13 protein-coding genes are annotated in these 24,561 nt (G+C 66.5%); 6 read left to right on the forward strand and 7 right to left on the reverse strand.

The genetic code is table 11. The features are described from left to right. The 3 genes from AB0C62_RS40065 to AB0C62_RS40075 all read left to right on the forward strand — a co-directional run. Positions 1-6,733 (forward strand): polymorphic toxin-type HINT domain-containing protein (locus AB0C62_RS40065; RefSeq protein WP_362981966.1); only part of this gene is annotated, 6,733 nt, incomplete at its 5' end. After that, positions 6,730-7,587: a hypothetical protein gene (locus AB0C62_RS40070; RefSeq protein ID WP_362981968.1), complete on the forward strand. Its 858-nt coding sequence runs from the start codon at positions 6,730-6,732 to the stop codon at positions 7,585-7,587. The genes AB0C62_RS40065 and AB0C62_RS40070, both read left to right, overlap by 4 nt. Before the next feature lie 1,486 nt (positions 7,588-9,073). Then, positions 9,074-11,290, forward strand: coding sequence for a hypothetical protein (locus tag AB0C62_RS40075; protein WP_362981970.1), 2,217 nt, complete (start codon positions 9,074-9,076; stop codon positions 11,288-11,290). 88 nt (positions 11,291-11,378) lie between these two features. Here the strand turns inward: AB0C62_RS40075 and AB0C62_RS40080 are convergent, their stop codons facing one another. Beyond that, complete coding sequence (locus tag AB0C62_RS40080; RefSeq protein WP_362981972.1) at positions 11,379-12,404, reverse strand: XRE family transcriptional regulator; 1,026 nt, start codon at positions 12,402-12,404, stop codon at positions 11,379-11,381. Positions 12,405-12,604: 200 nt separating this feature from the next. Between AB0C62_RS40080 and AB0C62_RS40085 the strand changes: the two genes are divergently transcribed. From AB0C62_RS40085 to AB0C62_RS40095, 3 genes are all read left to right on the forward strand, one after another. Beyond that, positions 12,605-13,570 carry a CBASS cGAMP-activated phospholipase gene (locus AB0C62_RS40085; protein ID WP_362981974.1) on the forward strand — a complete coding sequence of 322 codons (966 nt, stop codon included), beginning with the start codon at positions 12,605-12,607 and terminating at the stop codon, positions 13,568-13,570. Between the two features lies 1 nt (position 13,571). Beyond that, complete coding sequence (locus AB0C62_RS40090) at positions 13,572-14,741, forward strand: nucleotidyltransferase (RefSeq protein WP_362981976.1); 1,170 nt, start codon at positions 13,572-13,574, stop codon at positions 14,739-14,741. Between the two features lie 157 nt (positions 14,742-14,898). Next, positions 14,899-15,150: a hypothetical protein gene (locus tag AB0C62_RS40095; protein WP_362981978.1), complete on the forward strand. Its 252-nt coding sequence runs from the start codon at positions 14,899-14,901 to the stop codon at positions 15,148-15,150. Between the two features lie 262 nt (positions 15,151-15,412). Here the strand turns inward: AB0C62_RS40095 and AB0C62_RS40100 are convergent, their stop codons facing one another. The 6 genes from AB0C62_RS40100 to AB0C62_RS40125 all read right to left on the reverse strand — a co-directional run bounded on the left by AB0C62_RS40100 (position 15,413) and on the right by AB0C62_RS40125 (position 24,499). Then, positions 15,413-17,713, reverse strand: coding sequence for a transposase (locus AB0C62_RS40100; protein WP_362981980.1), 2,301 nt, complete (start codon positions 17,711-17,713; stop codon positions 15,413-15,415). Between the two features lie 317 nt (positions 17,714-18,030). Next, positions 18,031-19,230, reverse strand: a complete 1,200-nt coding sequence (locus AB0C62_RS40105; protein ID WP_362981982.1) for an endonuclease domain-containing protein — start codon at positions 19,228-19,230, stop codon at positions 18,031-18,033. A 105-nt stretch (positions 19,231-19,335) separates the two neighbouring features. Next, positions 19,336-20,472: a TniQ family protein gene (locus AB0C62_RS40110; protein WP_362981984.1), complete on the reverse strand. Its 1,137-nt coding sequence runs from the start codon at positions 20,470-20,472 to the stop codon at positions 19,336-19,338. A gap of 138 nt (positions 20,473-20,610) precedes the next feature. Continuing rightward, positions 20,611-21,645, reverse strand: coding sequence for an ATP-binding protein (locus AB0C62_RS40115; protein WP_362981986.1), 1,035 nt, complete (start codon positions 21,643-21,645; stop codon positions 20,611-20,613). Then, a complete protein-coding gene (locus tag AB0C62_RS40120; RefSeq protein WP_362981988.1) occupies positions 21,633-23,792 on the reverse strand; it encodes a transposase in 2,160 nt (719 codons plus the stop codon). The genes AB0C62_RS40115 and AB0C62_RS40120 overlap by 13 nt, the downstream gene beginning before the upstream one ends. Further along, positions 23,789-24,499: a TnsA-like heteromeric transposase endonuclease subunit gene (locus tag AB0C62_RS40125; protein ID WP_362981990.1), complete on the reverse strand. Its 711-nt coding sequence runs from the start codon at positions 24,497-24,499 to the stop codon at positions 23,789-23,791. Before AB0C62_RS40125 ends, AB0C62_RS40120 begins: the two co-directional genes overlap by 4 nt. Positions 24,500-24,561 lie beyond the last annotated feature (62 nt).

Below are 24,561 nucleotides of genomic sequence, written 5' to 3' on the forward strand. Positions count from 1 at the left end.
CAAGGAGTCGGCCGCAGCCGACCGTGCCGCTTCCCGGCGTGCCCGCACCGACCAGCGTCGCACCGTCACCTGGCCCGGCGCCGGCTCCGCCACTCTGAAGCTGACCAAGACTGCTACGGCGAAGGCCGAACCGGGATCGCTTCCGCTGACGCTCACCGCACCGCAGGCGAGCGAAGCCACGAGGACCCCCCCGGTCGCGAAAGCCGTCAGTGTGAAGGTTCTGGACCAGGCTGCCGCGAAGCGGCTCGGCGTCAAGGGCGTGGTCCTCGCCGTCACCGGACCCACGACAGGTGGCAAAGCCCGCCTGGGCATCGGCTACAAAGCCTTCGCCACCGCCTACGGCGGTGACTGGGCCGGCCGGCTCCAAATACGCAGCCTGCCCGCATGTGCCCTGATGGCGCCGGACAAGCAGAAGTGCCGCACCTCCGACCTGCTCACCTCGGACAACGACCGCGGACACGAGAACCTCTCGTCCACCCTTGCTTTCACTCCCTCCAAATCCCCCCAGACGATGGTGCTGGCCGTCGCCGCCGGCACCCAGTCCGGCGGCGGCGACTACAAGGCCACACCCCTGGCCGCCTCCTCCACCTGGTCGGCCGGCGGTTCCTCCGGCACCTTCACCTGGTCCTACCCGCTGCGCACACCGCCTGCGGCCGCGGGTCCCTCCCCGCAACTGGACATCTCCTACGACTCCGGCGCCGTGGACGGGCGGACCGCCTCGACCAACAACCAGGGCAGCCAGATAGGCGAAGGCTTCGACCTCACCTCGTCCTACATCGAGCGCAAGTACGGCTCGTGTGACGACGACGGCCAGAGCGACAAGTACGACCAGTGCTGGAAGTACGAGAACGCCTCCCTAGTCCTCGACGGCAAAGCGACGGAACTCGTCAAGGACGACACCACCGGCACCTGGCGCCTCAAGGACGACGACGCCTCCACCGTCACCCACTCCACGGGCGCCGACAACGGCGACGACGGGGACGACATCTCCGCCGGGAAGGGCGACGGCAAGGGCGAGTTCTGGACCGTCATCACGGGCGATGGCACCAAGTACGTATTCGGCCAGAACAAGCTCGCCGGCGCGGCCGCCAGCGACCGCACCAACTCCGTGTGGACCGTCCCCGTCTTCGGCGACGACGACGGCGAACCCGGCTACAGCAGCGGTACATCGTTCTCCGGCCGCGCCAAGAATCAGGCCTGGCGCTGGAACCTCGACTACGTCGAGGACACGCATGCCAACGCCATGACCTACTGGTACACCGACGAACACAACAACTACGACAAGCTCGGCGACGACACCACGGGCAGCGACTACACCCGCGGCGGCTACCTGAAGGAGATCCGCTACGGCCAGCGGGCCAGTACCCTCTTCTCCGGCTCGCCCGCCGCGTCCGACAAGGTCGTCTTCTCGTACGACGAACGCTGCGACCCCTCGATCAGCACCTGCGACTCCCTCACCGAGGACAACCGCGACAGCTGGCCCGACGTGCCCTTCGACGCCATCTGCAAGGACGGCGACAAGTGCACCGGCAACGTCGCCCCCACCTTTTTCACCCGCAAACGCCTGACCAGTATCACCACCTACGCCTGGAACGCCGCAGCCACCACCCCCGGGTTCGAGGGCGTGGACACCTGGACGCTCAAGCAGCAATACCTCGACCCGGGCGACACCGGCGACTCCACCGACCAGTCACTCTGGCTCGACGAAATCAAGCACACCGGCAAACACGGCACCGAAGTCTCCCTCGACCCCGTCAAGTTCACCCACACCTTCCTGCCCAACCGCGTCGACGGCGCCTCGGACAACATCCTCTCCCTCGACAAACCACGCCTCTACACCGTGACCTCCGAAGCCGGAGCCCAAACAACCGTCACCTATGCTGAGGCGGACTGCGTCGCCGGGCAGACCATGCCCAAGGTCGACGAAAACACCAAGCGCTGCTACCCCGTGTACTGGTCACCCAACGGCGGCAAGACGCCGATCCTCGACTGGTTCCAGAAGTACCCCGTCACCGCGGTCAGCACCAACGACCCCTTCGGCGGCTCGCAATCGGTGCAGAACTCCTACCAGTACTCCGGCGGCGGAGCCTGGCACTACAACGACGACCCGATGACCCCCGCCAAGGAACGCACCTGGTCGATCTGGCGTGGCTTCAGCAAGGTCACCCACCTCACCGGAAACAGCGCCAACGACCAACTAAAGACCGTTACCGTCTATATGCGCGGCATGAACGGCGACCGCGTCCTCGGCTCAGACGGCAAGACCCCCGACGCCGACGCCCGCAAGAGCGCCGACGTGACCGGGATCAAGGCCGCCAAGATCACCGACTCTGAGCAGTTCGCGGGCTTCAGCCGCGAAGCGGTCACCTACAACGGCTCCGACGAGATCTCCGGCACGATCAACGACCCCTGGTCGCAGAAGACAGCCACCCAGCACAAGTCGTACGCCGACACCGAGGCCTATTACGTCCGTACCGCAGCCAGCCACGCCCGCACCAACGTGACCGGCGGCATCACCCCCCACGACCGGGTCCGCACCACCCTCAACACCTACGACGAGTACGGCATGACGTCCAGGGTCGAAGACCGCGGTGACGACGACGTCAGCGGCGACGAGACCTGCACCCGCAACACCTACGCCCGCAACGACACCCTCGGCATCAACACCCTCATCTCCCGCGTCCGAGTGGTCGCCAAGCCCTGCGCCACCCTCAACGCAGACCTCGACCTGCCCACCGACGCCACCCGTCCCGGAGACGTCATCTCGGACACGGCCACCGTCTTCGACTCCAAGACCTACACAACCACGCAGACCCCGACCAAGGGCGAAGTGCAGTGGACTGGCCGTGCCAAGAGCTACGCCGCCGACGGGACACCGAGCTGGCAGAAGATCGGCACCGTTGACTACGACAGCCTGGGCCGTCCCACGATCGTGAAGGACGCCAATGACCTGCCCGTCTCCTCGACGCTCTACACACCCGTTGCGACTGGCCCGCTGACTGCGAGCGAGGTCACCGACGCGGGCAAGTTCAAGGCCACGTCTTCGTTCGACTTCGCCACCGGCTCTGTCCTCAAGTTCACGGACCCCAACGACAAGATCACCGAGAATCAATACGACGGCCTCGGACGGGTCACCAAGACCTGGCTGCCCAACCGCCCCACTGTTTTGAACAAGACGCCGAATTACGTCTACGACTACCACGTCACCAACTCGGCCATGTCCTGGGTGTCCACCGGGACCCTCAACGGTGACGCGACCGCCTACAACACCACCTACGAGTTCTTCGACTCGCTCCTGCGCAGCCGCCAGGTCCAGACACCCAGCCCCTCTGGCGGCCGGCTCGTGTCCCTGACCCTCTACGACAACCGCGGACTGGCCATCAGTGCGCAGGGCGACATCTGGGACGACACCTCCGTACCGTCCAGTCAGCCCGTGCAGACCGCAGGCGGAGCAGCTCCTGCCCAGACCGACACTACCTACGACGGCGCCGGACGCGCCGTCCAGACGGTGACGAAGAACTACAACGTCCCCCGCTGGACCATCGACACCACCTACACCGGCGACACTGTCTCGGTCAGCGCACCCGACGGCGGCCACGCCACCGGCGTCACCACCAACGCCCTCGGCCAGACCACCGAACGACGCGAATACGCCGGCCCCAAACCAACCGGCACCGACTACACCACCACCGGCTACACGTACACGCACGCGGGCCAGCAGGAAACCATCACCGGCCCGGACAAGACCACCTGGTCCTACACCTACGACCTCTCAGGTCGCCAGGCCACCTCGACCGACCCGGACAAGGGCTACAACGCCACCGAGTACAACAACCTCGACCAGGTCATCAGCACTACCCCCAACCGGGACGCCAGCAAGAAACTCCTCTACGCCTACGACGATCTCGGCCGCAAGACCGGCATGTGGCAGGTCGACAAGACGGACGCCAACAAGCTCGCCGCCTGGGGCTTCGACGCCGTCGCGAAGGGGCAGCCGGACACCGCCACCCGCTACGAAGGCGGCGCCGGCACAGCAGGCAAGGCCTACACGCAGAAGGTCACCGCCTACGACCCTCTCTACCGGGCGACGACAAGCCAGCTGATCCTGCCCTCCACCGACCCGCTCGTCAGCGCCGGCGTCCCCGCGACGCTTAACTTCTCCACCAGCTACAAGATCGACGGCACAGTCAGCCAGTACGCCCAGCCAGCCGCAGGCGGGCTCCCCTCAGAGACCGTCTCCTACAAATACAACGCCACAGGCCAGCAGACATCCTCACTCGGCGTGACCGGGTTGCTGCAGGGCGCCCAATTTACGCCCGAGGGTGACCTGACCCAGCTCAACCTCGGCATGAGTCCAGGAGACACGGCCAAAAAGGTCTACCTCCACTGGGCGTACGAGAACGGCACTCGCCGTCTGAAGCGCTCCTTCGTCACCGACGACGTCCACAGCTACATGCCGCAGGACGCCACCTATACCCAGGACGACGCAGGCAACGTCACGTCGATTTTCGACGCCTCCACGCAGGGTGGTACTGCCAAGACCGACAACCAGTGCTTCACCTACGACGGCAACAGTCGCATCGCCGAAGCCTGGACTCCGAAAACAGCAGACTGCGCCGTCACAGGCCGGACCAAGACCAACATCGACGGCGCAGCACCCTACTGGACGTCCTACACCTACACCGCCGCGGGCCAGCGCAAGACCGAGACGAAACACACCACCAGTGGCGACAGCACCACCACGTATCAGTACGACGCCACCACTGACATCAAGCCTCACACTCTCGACAACACCACAGGGGCCACCACCGGCACTTACACCTATGACGCCTCGGGCAATACCACAACACGCCCCGGCCCCACCGCACAACAGACCCTCGTTTGGAACACCGAAGGCAGGCTGGCCAAAACCACCGAGAACACTAAGGAATCCAGTTACCTATACGACGCAGGCGGAGCACTCCTCATCCGCCGTGCCAAGGGAGACGGCGACACTGTCCTCTACCTCGGCGGACAAGAGATCCGACTGACTGTCCAGGGCAGCACGAAGAGCGTCACCGGCACGCGCTATTACACCGCGAACGGCCAGACGATCGCCGTCCGCACTGCGAAGGCTGGTACATCCGGCACGAAGCTCAGCTTCCTTGCTTCCGACCCTCACGGAACCGCAAGCCTCGCCTTCGACGGCACCACCTACGCCATCACCAAGCGCTACTCGACACCATTCGGCGCGTCTCGCGGCACCAAGCCCACCACCTGGCCCGACGACAAGGCTTTCCTCGGAAAGCCAGCGGACGAGACGACGAGCCTTACGCACATCGGGGCACGCGAATACGACCCGGCCATCGGCCAGTTCATCAGCGTCGACCCCATACTCAGCCCCGACCAACACCAATCCCTCAACGGCTACAGCTATGCCAACAACAGCCCCATCAGCAACAGCGACCCCACCGGCACGAAGAACGAACGAGACGGAGGCGGCGGCTTCGGCGGTGTCCCGAACAAGGGCTGCCCGCCCTTCTGTAGCCCCGACGGTCAGCCGCACGGCCCGAGTACCGGTAACGGAGGTAGCAATCGGAACGGTGACGGCACGCCAGGTGGAGGAATAGTTTGGCCATGCCAGAGTTGTTCCGGTACGGCTCACGCCAGTAGCAGCGGAAAAAAGAGCAATGTAAAGCAGGGGCCCGACGATCCTGATTCAGATCAGGTAGGCGTCGACTCGATGGGGACTCCGTGCTATTCCGGAAGTTTCAATCCAGGGTGTACTCCTGGCCAGGATGATCAGGACTACAGTCACGGATCATGGTGGGATGTACTTGACCTCTTGGTGGGCGTTGCTTTTGCCTCAGTTCCTGAAAAAGCGCAAACAGTTCCAGATGCGCCGGCAGGTAAAGCGGCGAAAGTAGGCGAAGAGGTAGTTTCGCACTGCAAGTGCTTCCTTGCTGGCACTAAAGTGCTGATGGCTGACGGCACGACTAAGAGCATCGAGAAAATTAAAGTCGGTGACCGAGTGCAGGCCGCTGACCCGCGGTCGGGCGAGAAGGGTCCCCGCAAAGTAGAGCGTCTCATCGTTACTGAAGATGACAAAAAATTCAGTGAGCTCTCCATTGAGACGTCAGACGGAATTGAGCGCCTCACCGCCACTTACGAGCACCCGTTCTGGTCGCCATCTGAGCGCGCATGGATAGAAGCATCCTCTCTCGCGCCTGGCATGACACTGCTTAGCGACGACGGCAGAACCGTGAGCGTGAGGGCCAATCGGATCTACATCGGGCACGCTCGAACATACAATCTTACCGTCGGCGACCTGCACACGTACTATGTACTGGCGGGGCAGACCCCCGTGCTCGTCCATAATGCTGGTGGACCGGGCTTCGACCTCGATAGATATGACCGACCGGGGTACAGTAACTATGTGCTAGTGGATAGGAATAATGTGCCCTATTACAGTGGGATGTTCGGCCCAAATCAGACGCCGGCCACTGTTCAGGCTCGTCACGGCAAGAACAACAATCGCTACAATATTGCAAACGGTGACAGGATTGATGTTTTTCCTGGAACTCGGACTTACGGACAATCCCGTCTTCTCGAGCAGCGAATGACGGATGAGTTGGGAACTTACATCGGAGAGGATGGCAACAACTACAGGGGGAACCGTCAGAATCCAATGAAGGCCGAGAAGGTGCCTGGCTACCTGGCGTATGAGTCGTTCAAGAATGGAGGATGTCCGTGAGTGGCGACGATGTGAAATCGAAACTAGTGGCGATCGTATCGGAATTTTCGGAAATGACGGGTAGTCTTCCGTCGTTGAAGGAGTTCCTCCAGCTTTTGGAGTGGTCGGCGGATGGCATCTATTCCACTCCTCTCGCCTTTGAGGTCACCCTAGTGGATGGTTCGGTCTACTCCGGGCCGGAAGACTCCAAGGTGCCTGAATTGGATGATTCGATTTTTAGCGACGCAGCCGACATCCTTGCTGGTTTGTTCGACGAGGGAAATGGGGTCGGTGGGTCCCCGTCTGAGCTAGCGGCTATCCTATTGTCCTTCATTAATAGCGGGATGGCTACCCTGGTAGATTTGTCCGATGGGGGCGTTTCTCGGCTATCGATCGAATCGGCAGGGAACGCAGTTAGGCCCGAGCCTGGAGATATCCTGGCAGTTCCCTCGGTTGATGGCTGGCGAGCGGTGATCGTTGTGGCGCGCAACAGATTCGGGGTTGCGCTCGGAATTTTCCGGGACAGGTTCGATTCTCTGGATTCAGTGAATCCTCGACATGCTACGGCTTATAGATTCCCCGTCTACAGTGACGATGCGCAGGTTTTGAATGGATCATGGGAAATTATCAACCATGAAGAAGGCCTACTCTCTGCCTTCCCTGCTGAACCCGAAATCTATCACCTGCCGAATTCGGTATGGCCTGGGCAGAATTTCGGAGAGTTTGGTGCGGCTGAAGACCCGTCAGGAAACATCAGGCTCATTGATGCTGATGAGGCAAGGGCTGTTGGCATTGTGAGTGGAAGCTACAGGCAATCTTATACCAGTGATTTCCTGCAGCAGTCGTTGCGTAATTTTACAGATTGTAAACATTAGGCATTTACATGCTCCGCCTAGGAGCGTCTGCTTCCGTGGCGAAGCGATGATGGCGGCCTGGCACTGCGGAATCGGGTGGGACGTACCAGGCCGCCACGTCACCAACCTGCCGTCTGTCGAGCGCGATCGCCATGAGGGAGCGTCACTCGGGTGAGTGCCTGGTGGTGGGAGCGTCGGATCGCCCGCTGCGAAACCCGGGGCGGGGTTCTGGAGCGGGCCGACGCCGTCGGTTCGCCGGCCCCAACCGGCGATTCCCCTGACCGTCCCTTTCAGGGGTTCCCATTCCACGGCGCACCAAGAGTCGCACAGACGTGAGTAACCCCGTTCCTGCAGCTCAAAACACCTTCTCTCTACGGCACCGGGCGCCGACCTGCGGACCGGCCGGCCGGTCCTCGGCAGGGAAGAGCGGCCCGGTCTAGAGCCGCACTTCGAGACCGGGCCTCATCCCGCGGGCGGGATGAGGCCGATGAGCCCCGCCGTTCACGCATCCGACCGCTGAGAGGGTGCGTGTTGTCCGGTGCAACGACGAACTCTCACTCCGTGCGGACATTTCAGGGTGCATAGGGTGAGTCGGTTATCAAGGGTGGACGGAGTGTTCTATTCTTGTTCGATGTCCTGGTGGGTGTTGCGGATCTCTTGGAAGTGGGCAGTCCTTGGGTGCTGACCAGGCTGTTGCTCAGTTTTAGAGAGCGGTGCTCGATAGAAGTTGCCGATGGGTAGCTTTGGTGTTGGGTTGAGTGTGTCTCTGTGAGTTGGCTTGACCTGTGGCTTTGTGGGATGTCTCCGTGGTCTCCTCAACAGGAGCGTTGACTGCTCAGGGTTGAGGAGACGTCGGTAGTGGTGGTCGAGGGGTGCCGGTGGTGAAGGCTCCGCGGTGGCTGCAGCGCAGGCGGGGGTGTTGAGGGGTGGGGGCATGCAGCACGGCTCGTCCATGGGGATCCGTGCGCTGAGCCCGTTGGTGTGATCGAACGTGATCAGGCGCCGAATGCCTACAGGACTGCAATCCCTGTCGTGCGCCTGGACCCGAAGGTCGTTCATGCTCGGGCCGGATTGCCGACCCAGGCTGCCGGTGATCGGGCGGGCCGCGCCTCGTGCCGCGCCCCAGCCGGGTGTCCATGTGCCGCTCGCATCGGTCTGGTCCGAGGCCCTCGCCACTTCTCCCAGAAGGGCCGAGGTGGAAACGGTGCGGACCTGGCCCGCTGGAGGGCGCGGCGACAGTGGAGCATGCAGTATGCCCAGGAGGTGGTGTGCGCGGGCAGCCGCAAGAACAGGCCGGATTACATGGCGAGTTGATCGCCGGTGCCCAGACGCAGGCAGTGCACCCCGATGCCCGTGTGGGAAGGGAGGCGGTCTTACTCGTACGCCCCCAGCGCCGCGTTCGCGCCCTCTGTCCGACGGTAGGATCACCGCTCGTATACCGGGAGGCGGGATCGCCGGATCGTTTGTCGACCTGTGCGGACGGCCCGAGGGGGAGGAGCGGGGCAGGATGCCCGAGGGGAACGGATCACTCAGCCCGTCATTCGAGCGCATCCTCAAGATGGCGTTCGTGCATCTGGCACCGGGTTCCGTGACGGTGCTGACCACCAGCTCGGAAGAAGGCCAGCCCTCCTTCAAACCGCCCTCGGAGTGGTCTTCCGTCCAGGAACCGACCTGGCAGGATCTCGGTGACCGCGCTGCATGTCTCCTGAGGCAGGGCCCGCTTCTCCTCGTACCGCCATGGCAGCGCCGCACCGGCGTTCGGACGTCGCGTCGGGATGTGTCCCCTTACGTGTACGACGATGTTCTGCGTGCATGCCGTCCTGCGGACGCCAGCAGCGGCATGGCGGTCCTGACCCCTGCCGAACTCTGGGTCTCGGAATCACCGCGTGCGGCAGAGCTGCGCAGGACGCTGGCCGAGTACTGGGACATCCTGGCCGTCATCTACAGCACGGGTGTGATTCCTCAGGTCCATCCGGCTTTCGTCGTGGCTGCCGTCTTCCTGAAGGCCAAGCAGGAACACCGGCCTCCAATGAAGATCTTCCGGGCGCCGCGCGGGGACGACAATGCGTCTGCCGAGAAGGACTTCCAGATCCTGCTCAAGCGCGGAGGAGGTAGTACCCGGTACGGCTACGTCCTCCGTGACCTCCCGCCCGCTGCAGAGAGTCTCGACTTCGACCGTCACCATCCGGACGTCGTGTCGCAGCAAGCCGACCTGGCGGGCTTCGGCAGCCTCACCACGCTGGGTGAGCTGTACGAGACCGTCCCCCGCATCGACATGACAGGGCACTCCCACTGGATCAGTTCTGAGGAGCAGCCCGGCGTCGTCAGGCTCCTGGGAGGTCGTGACGTGCGGCGAGACGGCTCCATCGCGCTGCCCGCCGAGGACAGCTACTGGGTTAAAGCTCCGCCCGAATACCTCCTGCGACCAGGCGACCTCATCCTCCGCGAGATCCACGGACCAAGCGATCCGCCAGGTCTGATCGTTGCCGAGGTGACCGAGCAGGACCTCCCCGCCGCGCCTTCCCACAGGACAGTTGCCCTGCGCCCCCGTGCCGCCACCACGCTGCAGCAGATCCGTCTGGTCGCTCAGTTTCTGCGTACTCCGCTAGCCGACCGACTGGTCGGCAGATCCACCCTCCACATTACGGTGAAGCGGCTACGGCAACTGCCCGTGCCGCAGCCGGACGGTGCCCTGGCCACGGCACTCGACGACCTTGATGCTGCCCGCCACCGACTCGAGACCTGGACCAAAGAGGCAGAAGCGCTGCTGGAGTCCGCGTTCACGAACAAAACAGCGGCACAGGCTCGCGAAAGGATCATCGACCAGGGCCGTGGGCTGCGCCTGCGCGTGGAAGCCGCAACTCTGCTCGACGACCTGGGGCACACCGTGCGTACGCGCTTTCCCCTTCCCGTCGCCTACCGCTGGCGCGAAACTGAAGCCCGCATGAGCGCCGGCGATCAACGGTCGGCCTACAACGCTGTCCTGGATACCGCTGAAATCCTGCTCTGCTACATGGCGCTGGTCACCCTGGCGCTCGCGTGGGAAGACGGGGTCCCGCTGGGCTCCACTGCGGCGATCAAGGAGAAGCTCACCAGCGGGCGCAGCGGCCCCGGCTTCGGTGACTGGGCCGCCGTGATGCAGGAGGCAGCCACAAGCCGCAAACTTCGCGAACTGCCGGACCAGCACCCCATCCACAGCATCCGTTCTCTGCTGGCAGCCCCAGAAGCTGCCGACGCACGCCAGCGGCTGAGTGAACGCCGCAACGACGATGCCCACCTCCGGCGCCTTGACCCCATCGATCTTCCGCTCGCGGTGACAGAAGCCTTCGCCGACCTGACCCTGCTCGTCGAACGATCCCGGGTTCTTGCCGACTTCCCCCTCTGGCACGTCACCGAGACCCGCTGGGACACCCTCGCCAAAACCGCTGACGTCCGGTATCGCGAGCTGACGGGGGATCATCCCGTTGTGCCGACCAAGGCTGCCACCTCCTGGAGGCACGACCTGGAACCCGGCAGCCTCTACCTGCGGGACTCCACACATGAACTGCACCTGCTGCGCCCGTTCTTGACGGGCGAGGTATGCCGGGTTTGTCGCGCGTGGTCGACCTTCCACGCCGATCTCGTTCCCAAGGGCGGCGTGCAGCTGAAAAGCCTTGAACACGGGCACGTGCTTTACCAACCCGCAGACACAGCATCGGCGTTGGCCATGGTCGGTCTGCTCTGACGTGTGGTTGTCGCATGCGGCCGAGACCAAAGCCGACGGTCAGCACGGCGTTGCATTCCCGCGTTTTCACCGGATCGCGCAGTGCGGGTCATACCGCCGACGCGGTCTGGAGGCTCTCCACGATCTGGGGCGGCAGGACGGAGCGGGCGGGGGTGCTGTCGGCGGAGGCGAGGTAGGCCAGGAGCCGCATGGGCTGCTCCGGCCGGCCGAGAGGGACCGGTTCGACGCGGCGCCACCCGCGGGCGGAGGCCGCTTTGATGGCGGTGAGATAGACGCTCTCGCTCATGCGTCCGAGCGTCCGTGCCCGCATGAGCAGGGCGGCGAGCGAGACCTGCCAGCGCCGTTTGAGTTGGAACAGGGCGGGCCAGTCCACGGCGGTCGGCAACTGGTCGTGGATGTCATCGGCGGGCATGAGGAAGGCCGCTGCGAACTGGTGGGCCTGTGTCTCGACCTCTTTGACGCCCCAGATCTGCTCGCCGTGCAGGACGAGGTGGGCGAGTTCGTGCGCGCTGTCGAATCTGGAGCGGGCGCGATCGTTCTTGTCGCTTCCCAGGACGACGACGGGATGGTCGGGAAACGGCAGGGAGAAGGCGTCCACTTCGCGGTTGTCGAGAGGTAGACGCGTCACGGCGACCCCGTGGCTCTCCAGCAGCTCCACGACGTTCGCGACTGGCCCAGGAGGAAGTCCCCACAACGACCGCACTCGGGCTGCGGCTTTCTCGATCTCCGCCAACTGCGCTTGCAGGCTGCTCACCGGGAGGCGTGGCACGTCAGCGACACGGAAGCGGTCCAACGCTGAGGCGTGGACGGCGAGATCGTGGGCGACGTGGGCGATCGCCCGGGCACGGCGGCGGTCGGTCACCGAGGTCCGGCGCAGCGAGCGGAAGAAGCCGTCGTGGCTGTCGGTCATCGCCTCGTCGAAGAACGCCGGCGGTACCTCGAGGACCCGGGCAAGCACGCCGGTCGTCTCCGGGCTAGGGCGCGCGGCCCCGCTCTCGAACTGGCTGATGGCGGCGGACGTGAGTCCGGCCTCGCGAGCAAGCCGCGTCTGGCTCAGCCCGGCCAGTTCACGGGCGGTCCGCAGCCGTGTCCTCTCGAACGCCTGCGTGCTCATATCTCCCCTTGCCTGGCCTGCCTGATCTTGGTCTCCACATCTTGGCGGATCGCGCAGGCCCCGCACGTTCCGGGGCGGCGCGGCCCGACACGACCCTACGACCAAAATGCGGAAACACGCGCGGAAATCTATGTCGTGATATTAAGTAGTCCCGACAGTGGAGATCCGCTCCGACCGGCAGCGGCCCTTCAACGATCCGCGTGACGGGGGCGGTTGCACTGGCTGAGCGTTTCCAGATCCTGGCCCTGGACGGCGGCGGCTTCCGCGGGATGTTCTCCGCGGCGGTCCTTGCCCGCCTTGAGGAAGACCTCGACATTCGCGTCGCCGACCACTTTGACCTCATCGCCGGCACTTCGACCGGCGGCATCATCGCGCTCGGCCTCGGCCTGGGTCTGACACCCCGCCAGATCCTCGCCTTCTACACCGAGCATGGCCCGCGGATCTTCCGCGACCGCTCCAGGATGCGCGGCCTGCGACACCTTCTTCGCGCGAAGTACAGCACTGAGCCCCTGCGAGCGGCGCTCAGCGACGTCTTCGGCGAACGGACCTTCGGGGAGAGCACCAAACGCTTGGTGATCACCTCGTTCAACATCGCTGCCGACGACGTCTACCTTTTCCGGACCCCGCACCTGCCCACTCTCAAGCGGGACTGGCGAGAAAAGGCTGTCAACGTCGCGCTCGCGACTTCCGCCGCACCCACCTACCTGCCCGGCATGCCCCTGGACGGAGCCCGCCTCGTCGACGGAGGCGTGTGGGCGAACAACCCCACCATGGTCGCGCTCACCGAGGCGGTCGGACCGCTGTCCGTCCCCCTCGAAGCCATCAAGGTCTTCAGTCTCGGCACCACCACCGACGTCCGAAGTCGCCACCGCCGTCTCGACCGCGGCGGGCTGCTGCCCTGGGCTGGCGACGCAGTTGAAGTCCTTATGCGGGCCCAGAGCGAAAGCGCCGCCAAACAGGTGCGCCACTTCATAGGCAAGGACAACGTCCTGCGCCTCAACCCGACCGTCCCCACCGGAGCCCTCGCGCTCGACAACGTCGACACCCAGACTCTCTCCGGACTGGCAGGCCACGTCAGCCGCGACGTCTCGCCGGCTGTCCACCGCGCCTTCTGCGACCACCGCGCCCCCGTATACATGCCCTGCCACCCCGCTCGTGAGGAATGACGTGAACACGCTCCACCCGATGCGGGAGGCCGACACCGACTCCCTGGAACAGATGCTGTCCATGCTGCTCGACGGCGCGGTGGAAACCCTCGACATCTCCCCGGACCTCTACGACACCGCTGTTCGCCGTTACAAGGACGTCGGCGCCTGGCTCGGCCTGCACGCGAGCCCGGACTACCAGATCTACTCGCAGGGATCCTTCCTCCTCGGTACCGTCGTGCGCCCCCAAACACTCACCGGCGAGTACGACATCGATCTCGTCTGCCGTATCCCGCTGCACAAGATCAGCACCACCCAGGACCAGCTCAAGCAGCGAGTGGGCGACCAGCTCATCTCCTACCGCCGCTGGAAGCGGAACCAAGGCCACGCCGACGGCCCCAGCAGCCTGGAATCCCGCCGCCGCTGCTGGACCCTGGGGTACACCGGCTTCCACCTCGACGTCCTGCCGGCCATCCCGGACGATGAACACGAGCCCACCGGCATCCTCTTGACGGACAAGAACCTGCACGAGTGGCAACACGGCAACCCGATCGGTTACGCCCACTGGTTCGGCACCCGCTCCGAACTCTCCCACGCTCTCCTTGAGAAGCGCGCCTCCATCGCGGATGTGCCTGTCTGGCACATCCGCAGCACCCTCCAGCGTCTCGTGCAGGTTCTGAAGTGGCACTGCATGACCTACTTCGCCGAGGACATCGACAACCGCCCGCCGTCCATCCTCCTCACTACCCTTGCTGGCCGTGCCTACCGCGGTGAGGACGACCTGTTCACCGCCCTGCGCAACGTGCTCAATGCCATGCCCGGCTTCATCGAACGTCGCAAAGACCAGTGGTGGGTTGCCAACCCGGCCCACGAGGAGGAGAACTTCACCGACAAGTGGAACGAATACCCTGAGCGGCGTCAGGCGTTCAACAACTGGTTCCGCGAACTCGCGGCGACCATGGACAGTCTGTCCCGGATGCACTCCCAGGGCCTGGACACCGTCTACTCCTGCCTCACGAAATCCTTCGACCCCGGCCCCCTGCAACACTCGTTCACCCGCTACGCGAGCCGCATGAAGGACACGGCGACCCAGCAGCGTATGAGCGCCACGGGACTGCTCTCCACCACCACCGTCGGCCCGCGCAGGCGCCCCCAGACCTTCTATGGCCAGCACACCGACGCGCGCGGTTAACCTCGCCCGGCAGATGGCCGCAGTCAAAGCCGCCGTTCCCACAGCCGAAGCGACGTTGCGCAGCGGCGAACTCGTCTGCATCGTCACTCTGCAGCCTGCCCCCGTCAGCAGGCGCTATACGGTCAGGATCGCTTACCGCCACCGAGGTAACCCCCGCGTGACTGTCATCGACCCGCCTCTGGCACTGCACCCGGACGCCACACACCTTCCGCACGTCTACGCCAGTGGCGACCTGTGCCTGCACCTGCCCGGGGAATGGAACGATCACATGTTCCTATCCCAGACCATCCTGCCGTGGACCTCGGCCTGGCTCCTGCACTACGAACTCTGGCTCATCACGGGCCGCTGGACTGGGAGCGGCGAAGAGCACGCTCTCCCGACAGCCTGGCCATACAACGCCGGCCAGTGAACCAAACCGCACCATCCCGCATGCCCCACCCCGTACTCCAGAGCGAACGACCAACCTTCGTGCTTTCCGACCCGTACGACACCATTGCCGTCCTCGCCCGGCCAGGCGAGGGTGCAGTAAAGACCAGCGCCAGCCTGTTCCGGAGGACAGCGAGCGCCCGGCCCGTCCCGCTTGAGCGTCGGGGATCCATCCAACCGCTGCCAGCACGCGTCGGGCGGAGGCCGCCACCGTAACGAGTCTGCCCTGGTTGCCCGACCTGAGGTCACCTGTCGACCGCTGGTCGACCGATGTAGTCGGCGAGTTGCTGCTGCCAGTGAGTGTCAGATTCGGGCAGCACGGTATGGCAGATGCGGGCCAGGGTGCCGTCGGCGTGCCAGCGTTGAAAGCGGATACGGCAAGTGGCGAAGCTGCCGAGTTCTTTGGGGATATGGGGCCATGAATGGCTAGTGCAGGCTATGTGGATGATGGCTTCGAGGATCTGCCGCTCACTGCGGTACCGGCGATCGCCCGCAGGGCGGGAGGGCAGCAACTCCGCGAGGGTCTGCCAGGCTTGGTCGCTGATCCGTGGCTGCCACACCGGCCCCCGGCCGCCGATGCGCATCAGGTCTGCGATGAGCTGCTGCTGGCCGGGCAGCAACAGCGGCGAGTGGGCGTGCTGTTGACGCAGCCAGGCCAGTGCCCCTTCTGCCCCCGGCGCATCCGGCCACCACCGTGCGCCTTCCGGGAGGCCGTGGACGTGGTGATGCGCTGCCCACCACATCCGCTGCCAGGACAGCGCCCACGGAGGATTCCACCAGGCATCGAGCGCGCTCAGCCGGGTTCCCAGCCGAGTGAGCCTGCCCGCGGTGCGCTGGCGTCGGCGTGCGCTGCTGAGCCAGGCGTCCAGGGAGAAGCCGTCGATGACGGTAGCCCCGGTTACTGCAAGATGCCCGAACCGTACGGCATAAGCCTGCGCCACGGAGAGGGCTTCGCCGGGGTGACGGCGCCGTGCAGGCCAAGCCCGGAACCGTTCGACCTCGCCTGCGGTCAGACCGAGTTCAGCCAACAGTTCCCGCTGGCCGGGGTGCAGCTTCTCGTACAGCAAGATCTGGCGGCGCAGCCAGGTCTGCAGCCCTTGCGCCAGCCCGTCCAGGTTGTCCGCGCCGTGCACCGGCCCGTGCTCGCCCACATATCGCCGAGCTCGGTACCAGAAGCGCTGCCAGCCCACTGGCCACGGCGGATTCCACCACGGATCCAGCTGCGCGAGCTGCGCCGCCTGCTCCGCAGTCAGGGAAAGGGCCTCCGCACGCCGCCTGGCCAGCCAGCGCCCCAGGTCGAACCCGTCCACTACCCCGTTCTCGGTGTGCGCCAGAGCCAGATGCCCGAACCGCTCCACCTGACATCGGGCGCGCTCCACCCCCTGGGCGAAAAGCTCCGCATCCCGCTGCCGCAACGCCCAACCGGGTCCAGCAGAAGGCTGCCTCGCTACCGACTGTCTGCTCAGGCATCCCCCCGTTGCACCCCCGTCCTGTCCGCTGTCATCGGCTGGTGACGACGGGGCCAGCAGAAGCAGACCGGCTCCCACTTCCACCGGTCGATGGGGGCCGCGCACCGACCACTTCCCCTTGAACCCTCGCAACGGCAGCGCCCCGTCGGGCCTTCGCTGCTCGCGGGTTGTCACGGTCACCCATCGTGCCAACGGCCCCGGTGTACCGACCGTCTCCACTGAGGCCAGCCAGGGCCGGCCCAGCCGCTCACCCAGCATCGCTGCGAACGGCTCCACACCCGCTCGATCCCGCAGCAGCCCCTCCACCTGCTTCCCTGCCTGCTCCACCAGCCCCTTATCGACCAGTGCTGCCGCTACGGCTACGACCTCCGGGAACACCACTGCATCCCGTACCAGCAGCCGCCACTGTGCGTCACCCCAGCCCGCCACACCGCTGCACCACCGCCGCGTCGCCGCGACCACGCCATCCAGCCGCGACACCCACACGACCTCCCACGCCCAGAACTCCTCCTGCTCCCACCACCCGCACACCACCGCCCGCGCCAGCGCGAACACCTCACCCGGCACCACGCCGGCCGCCTGAGCAGCCGCCTCCACCCGGCCCCATCGCTGCTGCGCCCGCCCCAACTCCCCGACCATCGTGCTCACATCGACGAACTCCAGCGGATGCCCCTCACCTGCCTTCAGCAGCCATCGGCTATGCCGTGCGCACAGTCGCCGCCACGGCGGCCGGTATACCCACACCCGATCGTGGCCGGCTCCGCGCTGGGCCGCACACAGCCGGCAGGCGAACACCACCGGACCCCACTCCAGCGCCCCGACACGCCACCGCGCCCAACCCTGCGCGCCCGCGCCTCGGTTACGGTCGGCCGGTACCTCGGGTCCGGCCGTCCAGGACGGCAGCGCCCGCATCAGATGCCCGGCCGGAATCCGGCACCACCCCGCCAGTTGCGCCCGCGCAGCCGCATCCAGCAGCACCTCCCCGTCCGGACGCTCACCGTGGCGGCGGGGTATCGGATTCACCCACCGCCACCACGCCGCCAGATCAGTGAACTGTAAACAGTAGGTGGCGGCCACTCGGTGCAGAAACGACCACGTTGTCTCACCCGCGACAGGAGCCACGCGCAGAACTGTCCCTATTCCGACTGCCCTCCATTCACCATCAGATAAGGCCCCGCTCACCACCAGCCTCAGGAGCTCACCAGATCCGTCGCCAGCGAAGTCTCTGCCGCGGTCACCGCCTTGTCCGTCGTTTCGAAGAGGGCATCTCTCTCAAGAGCGCCTCCACGGCACCGCCTTCCGCCTCAGCGGGGCCGGGTAACGGGAGCGCCAGGGCGGGTTACCCTCGAGCCGGGTCAGAAGCCGGTCCGAGAGAAGGCAAGGAAAGGGGGACCTCAGGTGGAGTTCTGGCCGGGGTTGTCGGCGCCAGACTCCAGGGCCTTGTCGACGAACTCCCGTACCAGCTGCCTGACCTGATCGGCCTGCACGACCTGCTCCCACTGGGGTGCAAACGCGCACTGCCAGCAGCGCATCCGGAAACGGATCGACCCGTCTTCCTCCACTGAACCCCACGCGGAGTCGGGCTGCCTCGCACACGGGCCGTGCGGGTCGGGCACGAACGTCTGCAGCACGATGTCGGGCTGGTGGCGCGGCGGCACGGTCCTGTCGCGGCGGCAGCCGCTGCACAGCAGGAGGTGGCGGAGCGCGCCCGGCCGTTGGATGAACCTGTGGCCGCTGCCTTCGTAGGTGTTGCAGCTGGCGCACACCGGCCCGCGCACGAATCCGTGCTCGTGGCAATGGTCCCAGTACAGCGCTTGGCGCGGGTCGGGGCACATCCTGCACAAGAACACTTCCGGCTGCGAGTTCTTCGGCAGCGACGTGTACTGCCGGCCGCGCAGGTGGTCCTTGTAGGGGCGGGCGACGGAGGCGGCGCATGCGGGGCACAGGGTGGTGTAGCCGCTGTTGCTGGATGTACGCCACTTCCAGACGTCGCCGGTGGCGTTGCAGCGGCTGCATCGGGCTGCCTGTTCGACGCACTCAGCGGTGACCTGGTCTGCCCGGTCGAGGAGGGCGGCGTAGGCGCGCGGGACCATCCAAGTGGTGCCGGACCACGTTAGCAGCGGCAGAGGGCTGGTGCACGCGATGGGCGACCGGCCGTAGCGTTCCTTGACCTGCTCGAACGTTGCTCCGCACCCCAGACCGTAGCGGTTGGGCCGGGTGCTGCTGCATGGCTGCTGTCCTTCGCAGCGGCAGCCGTTGGCGCTCTGGTCCTGGTAGGAGATGTGCTCGAACCAGCGGTGGATCTGTGAGCGCCACGTCCGGTTGTGCTCGGCGGACGAGAGACGGGCGTCGACCAGGTCGTCGGGGTCGAAAGGGAGCGAGGCGAGCCGGTTGCCGGCCGCGCGGATGTTCCGGTCGTCCAGCCGCCACCGGCCCTTGTACTTGTAGCCGCGGACGGCGGTGTCTCCGATGAGGACGTGGTTGCTGATCTGGAAGGTGTAGCGGGACAGCGAGGCGGGCGCCGCGGGGACGGGACAGCCCTCGGTGAGCTCCGCCAGCAACTGGTTGGCGTACTCCGGACTGATCGATGCCATGGGTGTGTCTCTCCTTAGGGGTGTGCGGTGTGTGGCGGCCTGCGGACGCCGACGCGATACGGCCGGGGCGGAGCCGACGGGCGGGGGAGCCGGGGCCCGGAGATGTCACGGGCATGGCGCCGGTCCGAGCTGCAGTGCGGGTACCGGTTCCCAGCCACCGGTCAGGAAGGCCGCCCCGGCCTCTTCGCAGACGGTGCGGGGACGGCGGTCTGTGAGGAGCCCGGCGCGGTCGCTGTACTCGGTGGGTCGTGCTTCCGCCCGGTGCACCGTCCAGAGGCCGTTGCTTTCGATGCCGTCCGCAGCGGTGAGCCGGTGCAGCCACCGATCGAGGGGATCGGCCTGCGAGACTGTTCTGGGCCTGGTCCGGGTGTAGGCGGCCAGCCAGTCGGCGAGCCACGGCCTATCGGCCTGGCGGCTGATTTCTTGGAGCAGCAACTCCATTGCGGCGGCGGTCCCTTCGGCCGCGTCGGTCTCGCGCAGCCGATGCTGCCAGCGCGGAGCACCGAGCAGCCGGGCCACGGCGATCGTCTCTGGGTAGGACACCAGCGCATGCGGCACCACGGCCGCTGGCACGGATCCCGTGACCACGGCCAGTCGGCGTATGCGGTCCTGCCAGACCGCCTCGGATCTCCACCCCTGTACCTGCCACGACCACACCACCGCCGCGGCGAGGGCTACCGCGTTCACGGCATCCGGCCGGGCCCGTAGGAGAGCGGTGTGGTGGCGGTGAGCAGCAAGGACCTCGGGCAGGGCCTCCAGCGGAATGCTCGCCGGCCTCCCGGGATGCGCGAGGAGCCAGCGCTGATGACGTCGGCAGATGTGCCCGGCGGCTCCCGGGTAGACCAGGACCGGCCGACCAGGCCGCCAAGCCCGCCCGGTACACGCAAGACAGGCCCCCACCCACGCCTCACCCGGCCTGTACCAGGCTGCCCGCAGGTCCTCGTCGTCCACGAGCCGCCCATGCGGGGCGGCGAGAGCTGGCAGAAGGCAGGCGAGCCGGGACAGGGGAAAACCGGTGGAGCGGGCCAGGGCCGTTCGTGCGGGTGCGTTGAGGAACAGTTCCAGGCCGGTGTCCGGGGTCCCCGTCACACGCACCCGGTGCGCGCTGCTCAGGATGCCCCGCAGCAAGTCCTGCGCGGGCAGACCGTAAGAGGCAGCCATCCTCCGGAACCAGGAGCCGGTCAGTTCCCCTGCTACGGGCGGGATACGAACAAGCGTGGAAGCGGAGGCTTGCACCGACATTATCCTTTGCACGTGGGGCGTTGAGGGCAGGTCGGGCCAGGAATGCGGCCATGACTCAGCGCCCCGTCAGAGAGGGGAAAGGGGGACTATGGGCGGGCCAGCGCCGGAAGGCCCGGGTGGGGCCTTCCGCTGTGCCGCTCAGTTGCCGGGGCGTTGCCGGAGGGTGACGCGCGCTGCGTTCGTGGCCTGGACGTCGAGGAGCACTTGCGACATATGCTTCTTTGTGATCGCGAGGCTTCCGTCCAGGACGGAGCGGATCGCGGCCTCCCTGACGAGGAGGGAGAGACTGGCCATCACGCCGCCGGTGCGGAGATGGATGTAGGCGGCGTGACGTACCAGCGTTCCGGATCGGTGGTGGGCCAGTCGCAGTGCTCCCTCCATGTCACCCAGGAGCATGCGCCACACCTTCTTTTGCTCCGGGGTGCCGTTGAGCAGCGGGGGAGTGCGCAGGAGTTTGCAGCGAGCGGCGAGTTGGGCGCCGCGGGGCCCGGTCAGCAGCGGTGAGTCCTCCACGTTGACGCCGGCCAGCACGAACGTAGCGGGTACTCGTTCCATCAGGGTCTTGACCTGGTCGGAAGTGTCGGCGCCGGGCCGGGTACGGGTATTGAGCAGGTGCACGTCGTCGATGAACACCAGCCGGGTGCCCCGCTCCGACAGGACATGGCACACGGCGTTAGTGATGGTGTGTTCGGTCATCCGGTCGTGGACGGGAATACCGGCGAACCGGGCGAGGACCTTGGCCAGGTTCCTGGGAGTGTAGGTGGGCGGGACGGAAGCGAACAGCACGGGCATGGAGCCCTCCAGGCCCGGCCGACGGCGCCGTTCGCTCAGTTCGAAGGACCGGCCAAGTTCCATGAGTGTGGTCGACTTTCCCGCCCCCGGCGGCCCGGACACGATCAGCCCGCGCCGGGCCGTGCTCGGCTGCTTGTTGTTCACCAGCAGAGTGACCCTCAGCTCCGCCTTCGCCCGCTCCACGGAAGGCGTCTTGAGGGTGACGAACTCCGAGTGGTAATCCAGCAGCCTCGTACGGTCCCAGGACGGGTCGTCCACCGGCGGGGCGGTCACACGCAGACGGCAGACGTACTCCTGCCACCGGACGCAGTCCGTGACCGCGCCGGGAGTGGCATCGCCGTCGGAGAAGTCGCCGCCCACGGCAGCAGTTACGGCAGCCACTGGTCCTCCTCAAGGTCCTGGTCGCTGAGGATGAAAGACCCTCCCGAGACCTGACTGGCCTCCGGCCCGTCACCGACGACGTCCCCGTCGTCCTCGTCCGGCAGGGTCTCGTCGTCGGGATCCGGTGCCGCGTACACGCCGGCCAGCCCGAACGACGGGGCGAGCACGTCCAGCACGTTGATCTCGCCCGCGGGCACCGGCAGGGTTTCCGAGGCACGGGACTTCGCCATCACCCGCCGCTCCACGCTGGACAGCTTCTCCTTGCCCGCGGCCCGTCTGAGGAAGGCGTCCAGGGCCAGGGCCAGTTCGGCCTCGTGTTCCTCACGCGAGCCGGTGCGCTTGACCACCTTGCGGATGTGTTCCCAGACGTGGTGCGTGAACGGGAGAGTGACCGAAGTGGCGTGGATCCACGCCACCTCACGGAAACCCTCCGGCAGCCGGACCCAGATCCGGACCGGATCGTAGGGATTGTGGTGCACCTCCCAGCGGCCCTTTTCCGCCCGCACCCCCGAGTCCTGCCCGCGGTGGCCGTTGAGACAACTGCCGTCGTAGGTCCGGTAGTCGAACCGAATACCGGCATCGGTGATCGGCTGCCAGCGCACCGGCAGCAGCTCCACGAAGTCGTCCGCGGACAAGGGCACCGGTACGTACCCAGCGACGGGCAGCATCGCCGCCCACATCTGGTTCGGGGTGAGAGCCTTCTTCGGCATCAGCGGATGCCGCAGCCCCGCGTGCGGGCGGTGGTGCCAGTGCACGAGGAACTCCTCCCACAGCTCCCGGAGTTCAGCCACAGTCCACAACGGCTCCTGCTCGATCTTGGAGCCGCGCTCGCTCACGTTCGAGCCGGTGTGGCCGGGCAGCCACTGGCAGAACAGCGAATTGATCGAACCGAATGGCCTCTCCACATGGCCCTTGGCCGGTCCGTTGGCCGGAGGCACCGGCTGCAGCGAGATCCCCAGGCTCTCGCACGCGGCCCGGGTGGCCGCAGAGACGAACACCTTGCCCTGGTCGACCACGACCGTCTCGGGCACGATCACGGGGCGGGCCGCCGCGTCCTTCAGCCGCTCGTCGATGCCGGTCAGCCGCTCGTGCGGCACGACCGAGGAGACCATCGACAGCGCCGCAGACCAACCGGGCCGCATCACCATCGGCGTCATCATCTGCGCCAGCAGCACCGCCACATCCGTCAACTTGCTCCCCACCGGCCGCAATACCCCCCACAGACCGCGCACGGCCACATCCACGGCGATGGTCAGCTCCAGCCGCCCCACCACCCCGTCGTCCAAGACCACCAGCACGTCCAGCGGCGAACTGTCCAGCATCACGAGCTCACCCGGACGCAGCGCCAGCGTCGTGGCGAACGGCGGGGCCGGACGAGCGGCGCGGGCACGCCGCTGCGCCACCGTCCCCTGCAACCCGAGGGATGCCTCCACCGTGTCGAGGAGCCTGTTGAACGTGGACTGCGGCGGCACCTCGACCGTCCGCCGGCCGGGTTCGCCGTAGTGGTCGTCCAGCCACCACTGCACCTCTCCCCGCATCCGCTTCTTCCACCCCCGCGACCGGGAGCGGGAAGCCTCGACAGGCAGCAGGGCGCGCAGCGCCTCGACCACTCGGGGATCGGCGCGGATCAGCCGAGCCGAGCTGCGACGCTTCTTGACCAGCCCCCACACGCCGTCCGCGTGGTAGCGGGCCCGCCACCTGCGCACCGTCGCCCGGCTCACGTCCGCCCAGCCCTGCGCGGCCAGTTCGTCGGCCTTCGCCTGCTCACGCTGGGCCAGGGTGGTGGACGCGGGATCGTACTCAGGTCTCACCGACGACGTGCCGTCCGGGGTGGGACGCCCCGTCTCCACCTCGCGGACGTGCCGCTCCAGTTCGAACGCACGCCACTGCTCGCCCTCAGACACCGTCGACAGTAGACCCATCTGCGGTACCCGCAGACGCGGCGGACCCCCGACTAGCTCGAACGATGCATCGCCGAGCAGCTCCGCCAGCCCGAACACCGCCAGAGTGTCCTGCCCGTCCTTCTCCTCCGTCCCGGAGAGCCAGATCCGCGCACCGGACGCCGAGGATCCCTCGACACCCGCGACGGTCCATTCCCGGTTGCCGTAACGCACGCCGGTGCCGGGCCTGAGCAGGGGCCGGCTCACCGCCCGTCCTCCGCGCATGCCACCGCGATGGTCCGCTCGTGCAGCGGGCGTTCCAGCGGCACGATCAGCACGCCCACCCACAGTGCGTGGAACACCGACGGCCACACCGCGATCGGATCACCCAGCAGCCGCACCCCCTCGGCCAGCGCCGTCGGCGCCCGGAAACATTCAGCCACCTCCGGCAACCGGTCCTGCGCGTACCGCGGATGCCGGTAGCCGGCAAGCCAGCGCACGTTGGCCTCCACCACGGGCTGCGGCGGTCCGATCAGACGGTAGTGCCAGCCTGCGGCGGCCGCAGCACCCTCCAGGTGGGCGGCCCGCCAAACCAGTCGCCGTCCCGCCCCGAACCGGCCCGCACAGTCCACCAGCAGTCCGCTGCCGTCCGCCAGACGTGCCATCAGGTGCGGCGCGTGCGACACGGTCCTGCCGCCCCGGCCATGCCACGACAGCTCCACCGGCCGACAGGCCAGAGCCGTCACCACCGGATCGTGGTCCAGCATCATGAGCTGCGTGCGCATGGCCTTGAACCCATGGTGCACCAGGCACCTGTCGGTCGCGGACCAGTACCAGCCCGGCGCCGAGCGCCGCCCCTTGCAGACGGGGAACCGCCGCACCGGCAGGCACTCCTCCAGCCGCTGTTCTCCAGCCGTCTCCAGCCAGGGCCGTTCGTGCTCGGTGCCGTCAGGGCGGATGAACCGTGCGGTCATGTGTGCCGGATCAGCGAAGCGACGGCCGATGCTCAGTCGCGGCGGGGGATCAGCCTGCCGGG

This window comes from Streptomyces sp. NPDC048643 (assembly GCF_040650615.1).
GTDB lineage: Bacteria > Actinomycetota > Actinomycetes > Streptomycetales > Streptomycetaceae > Streptomyces.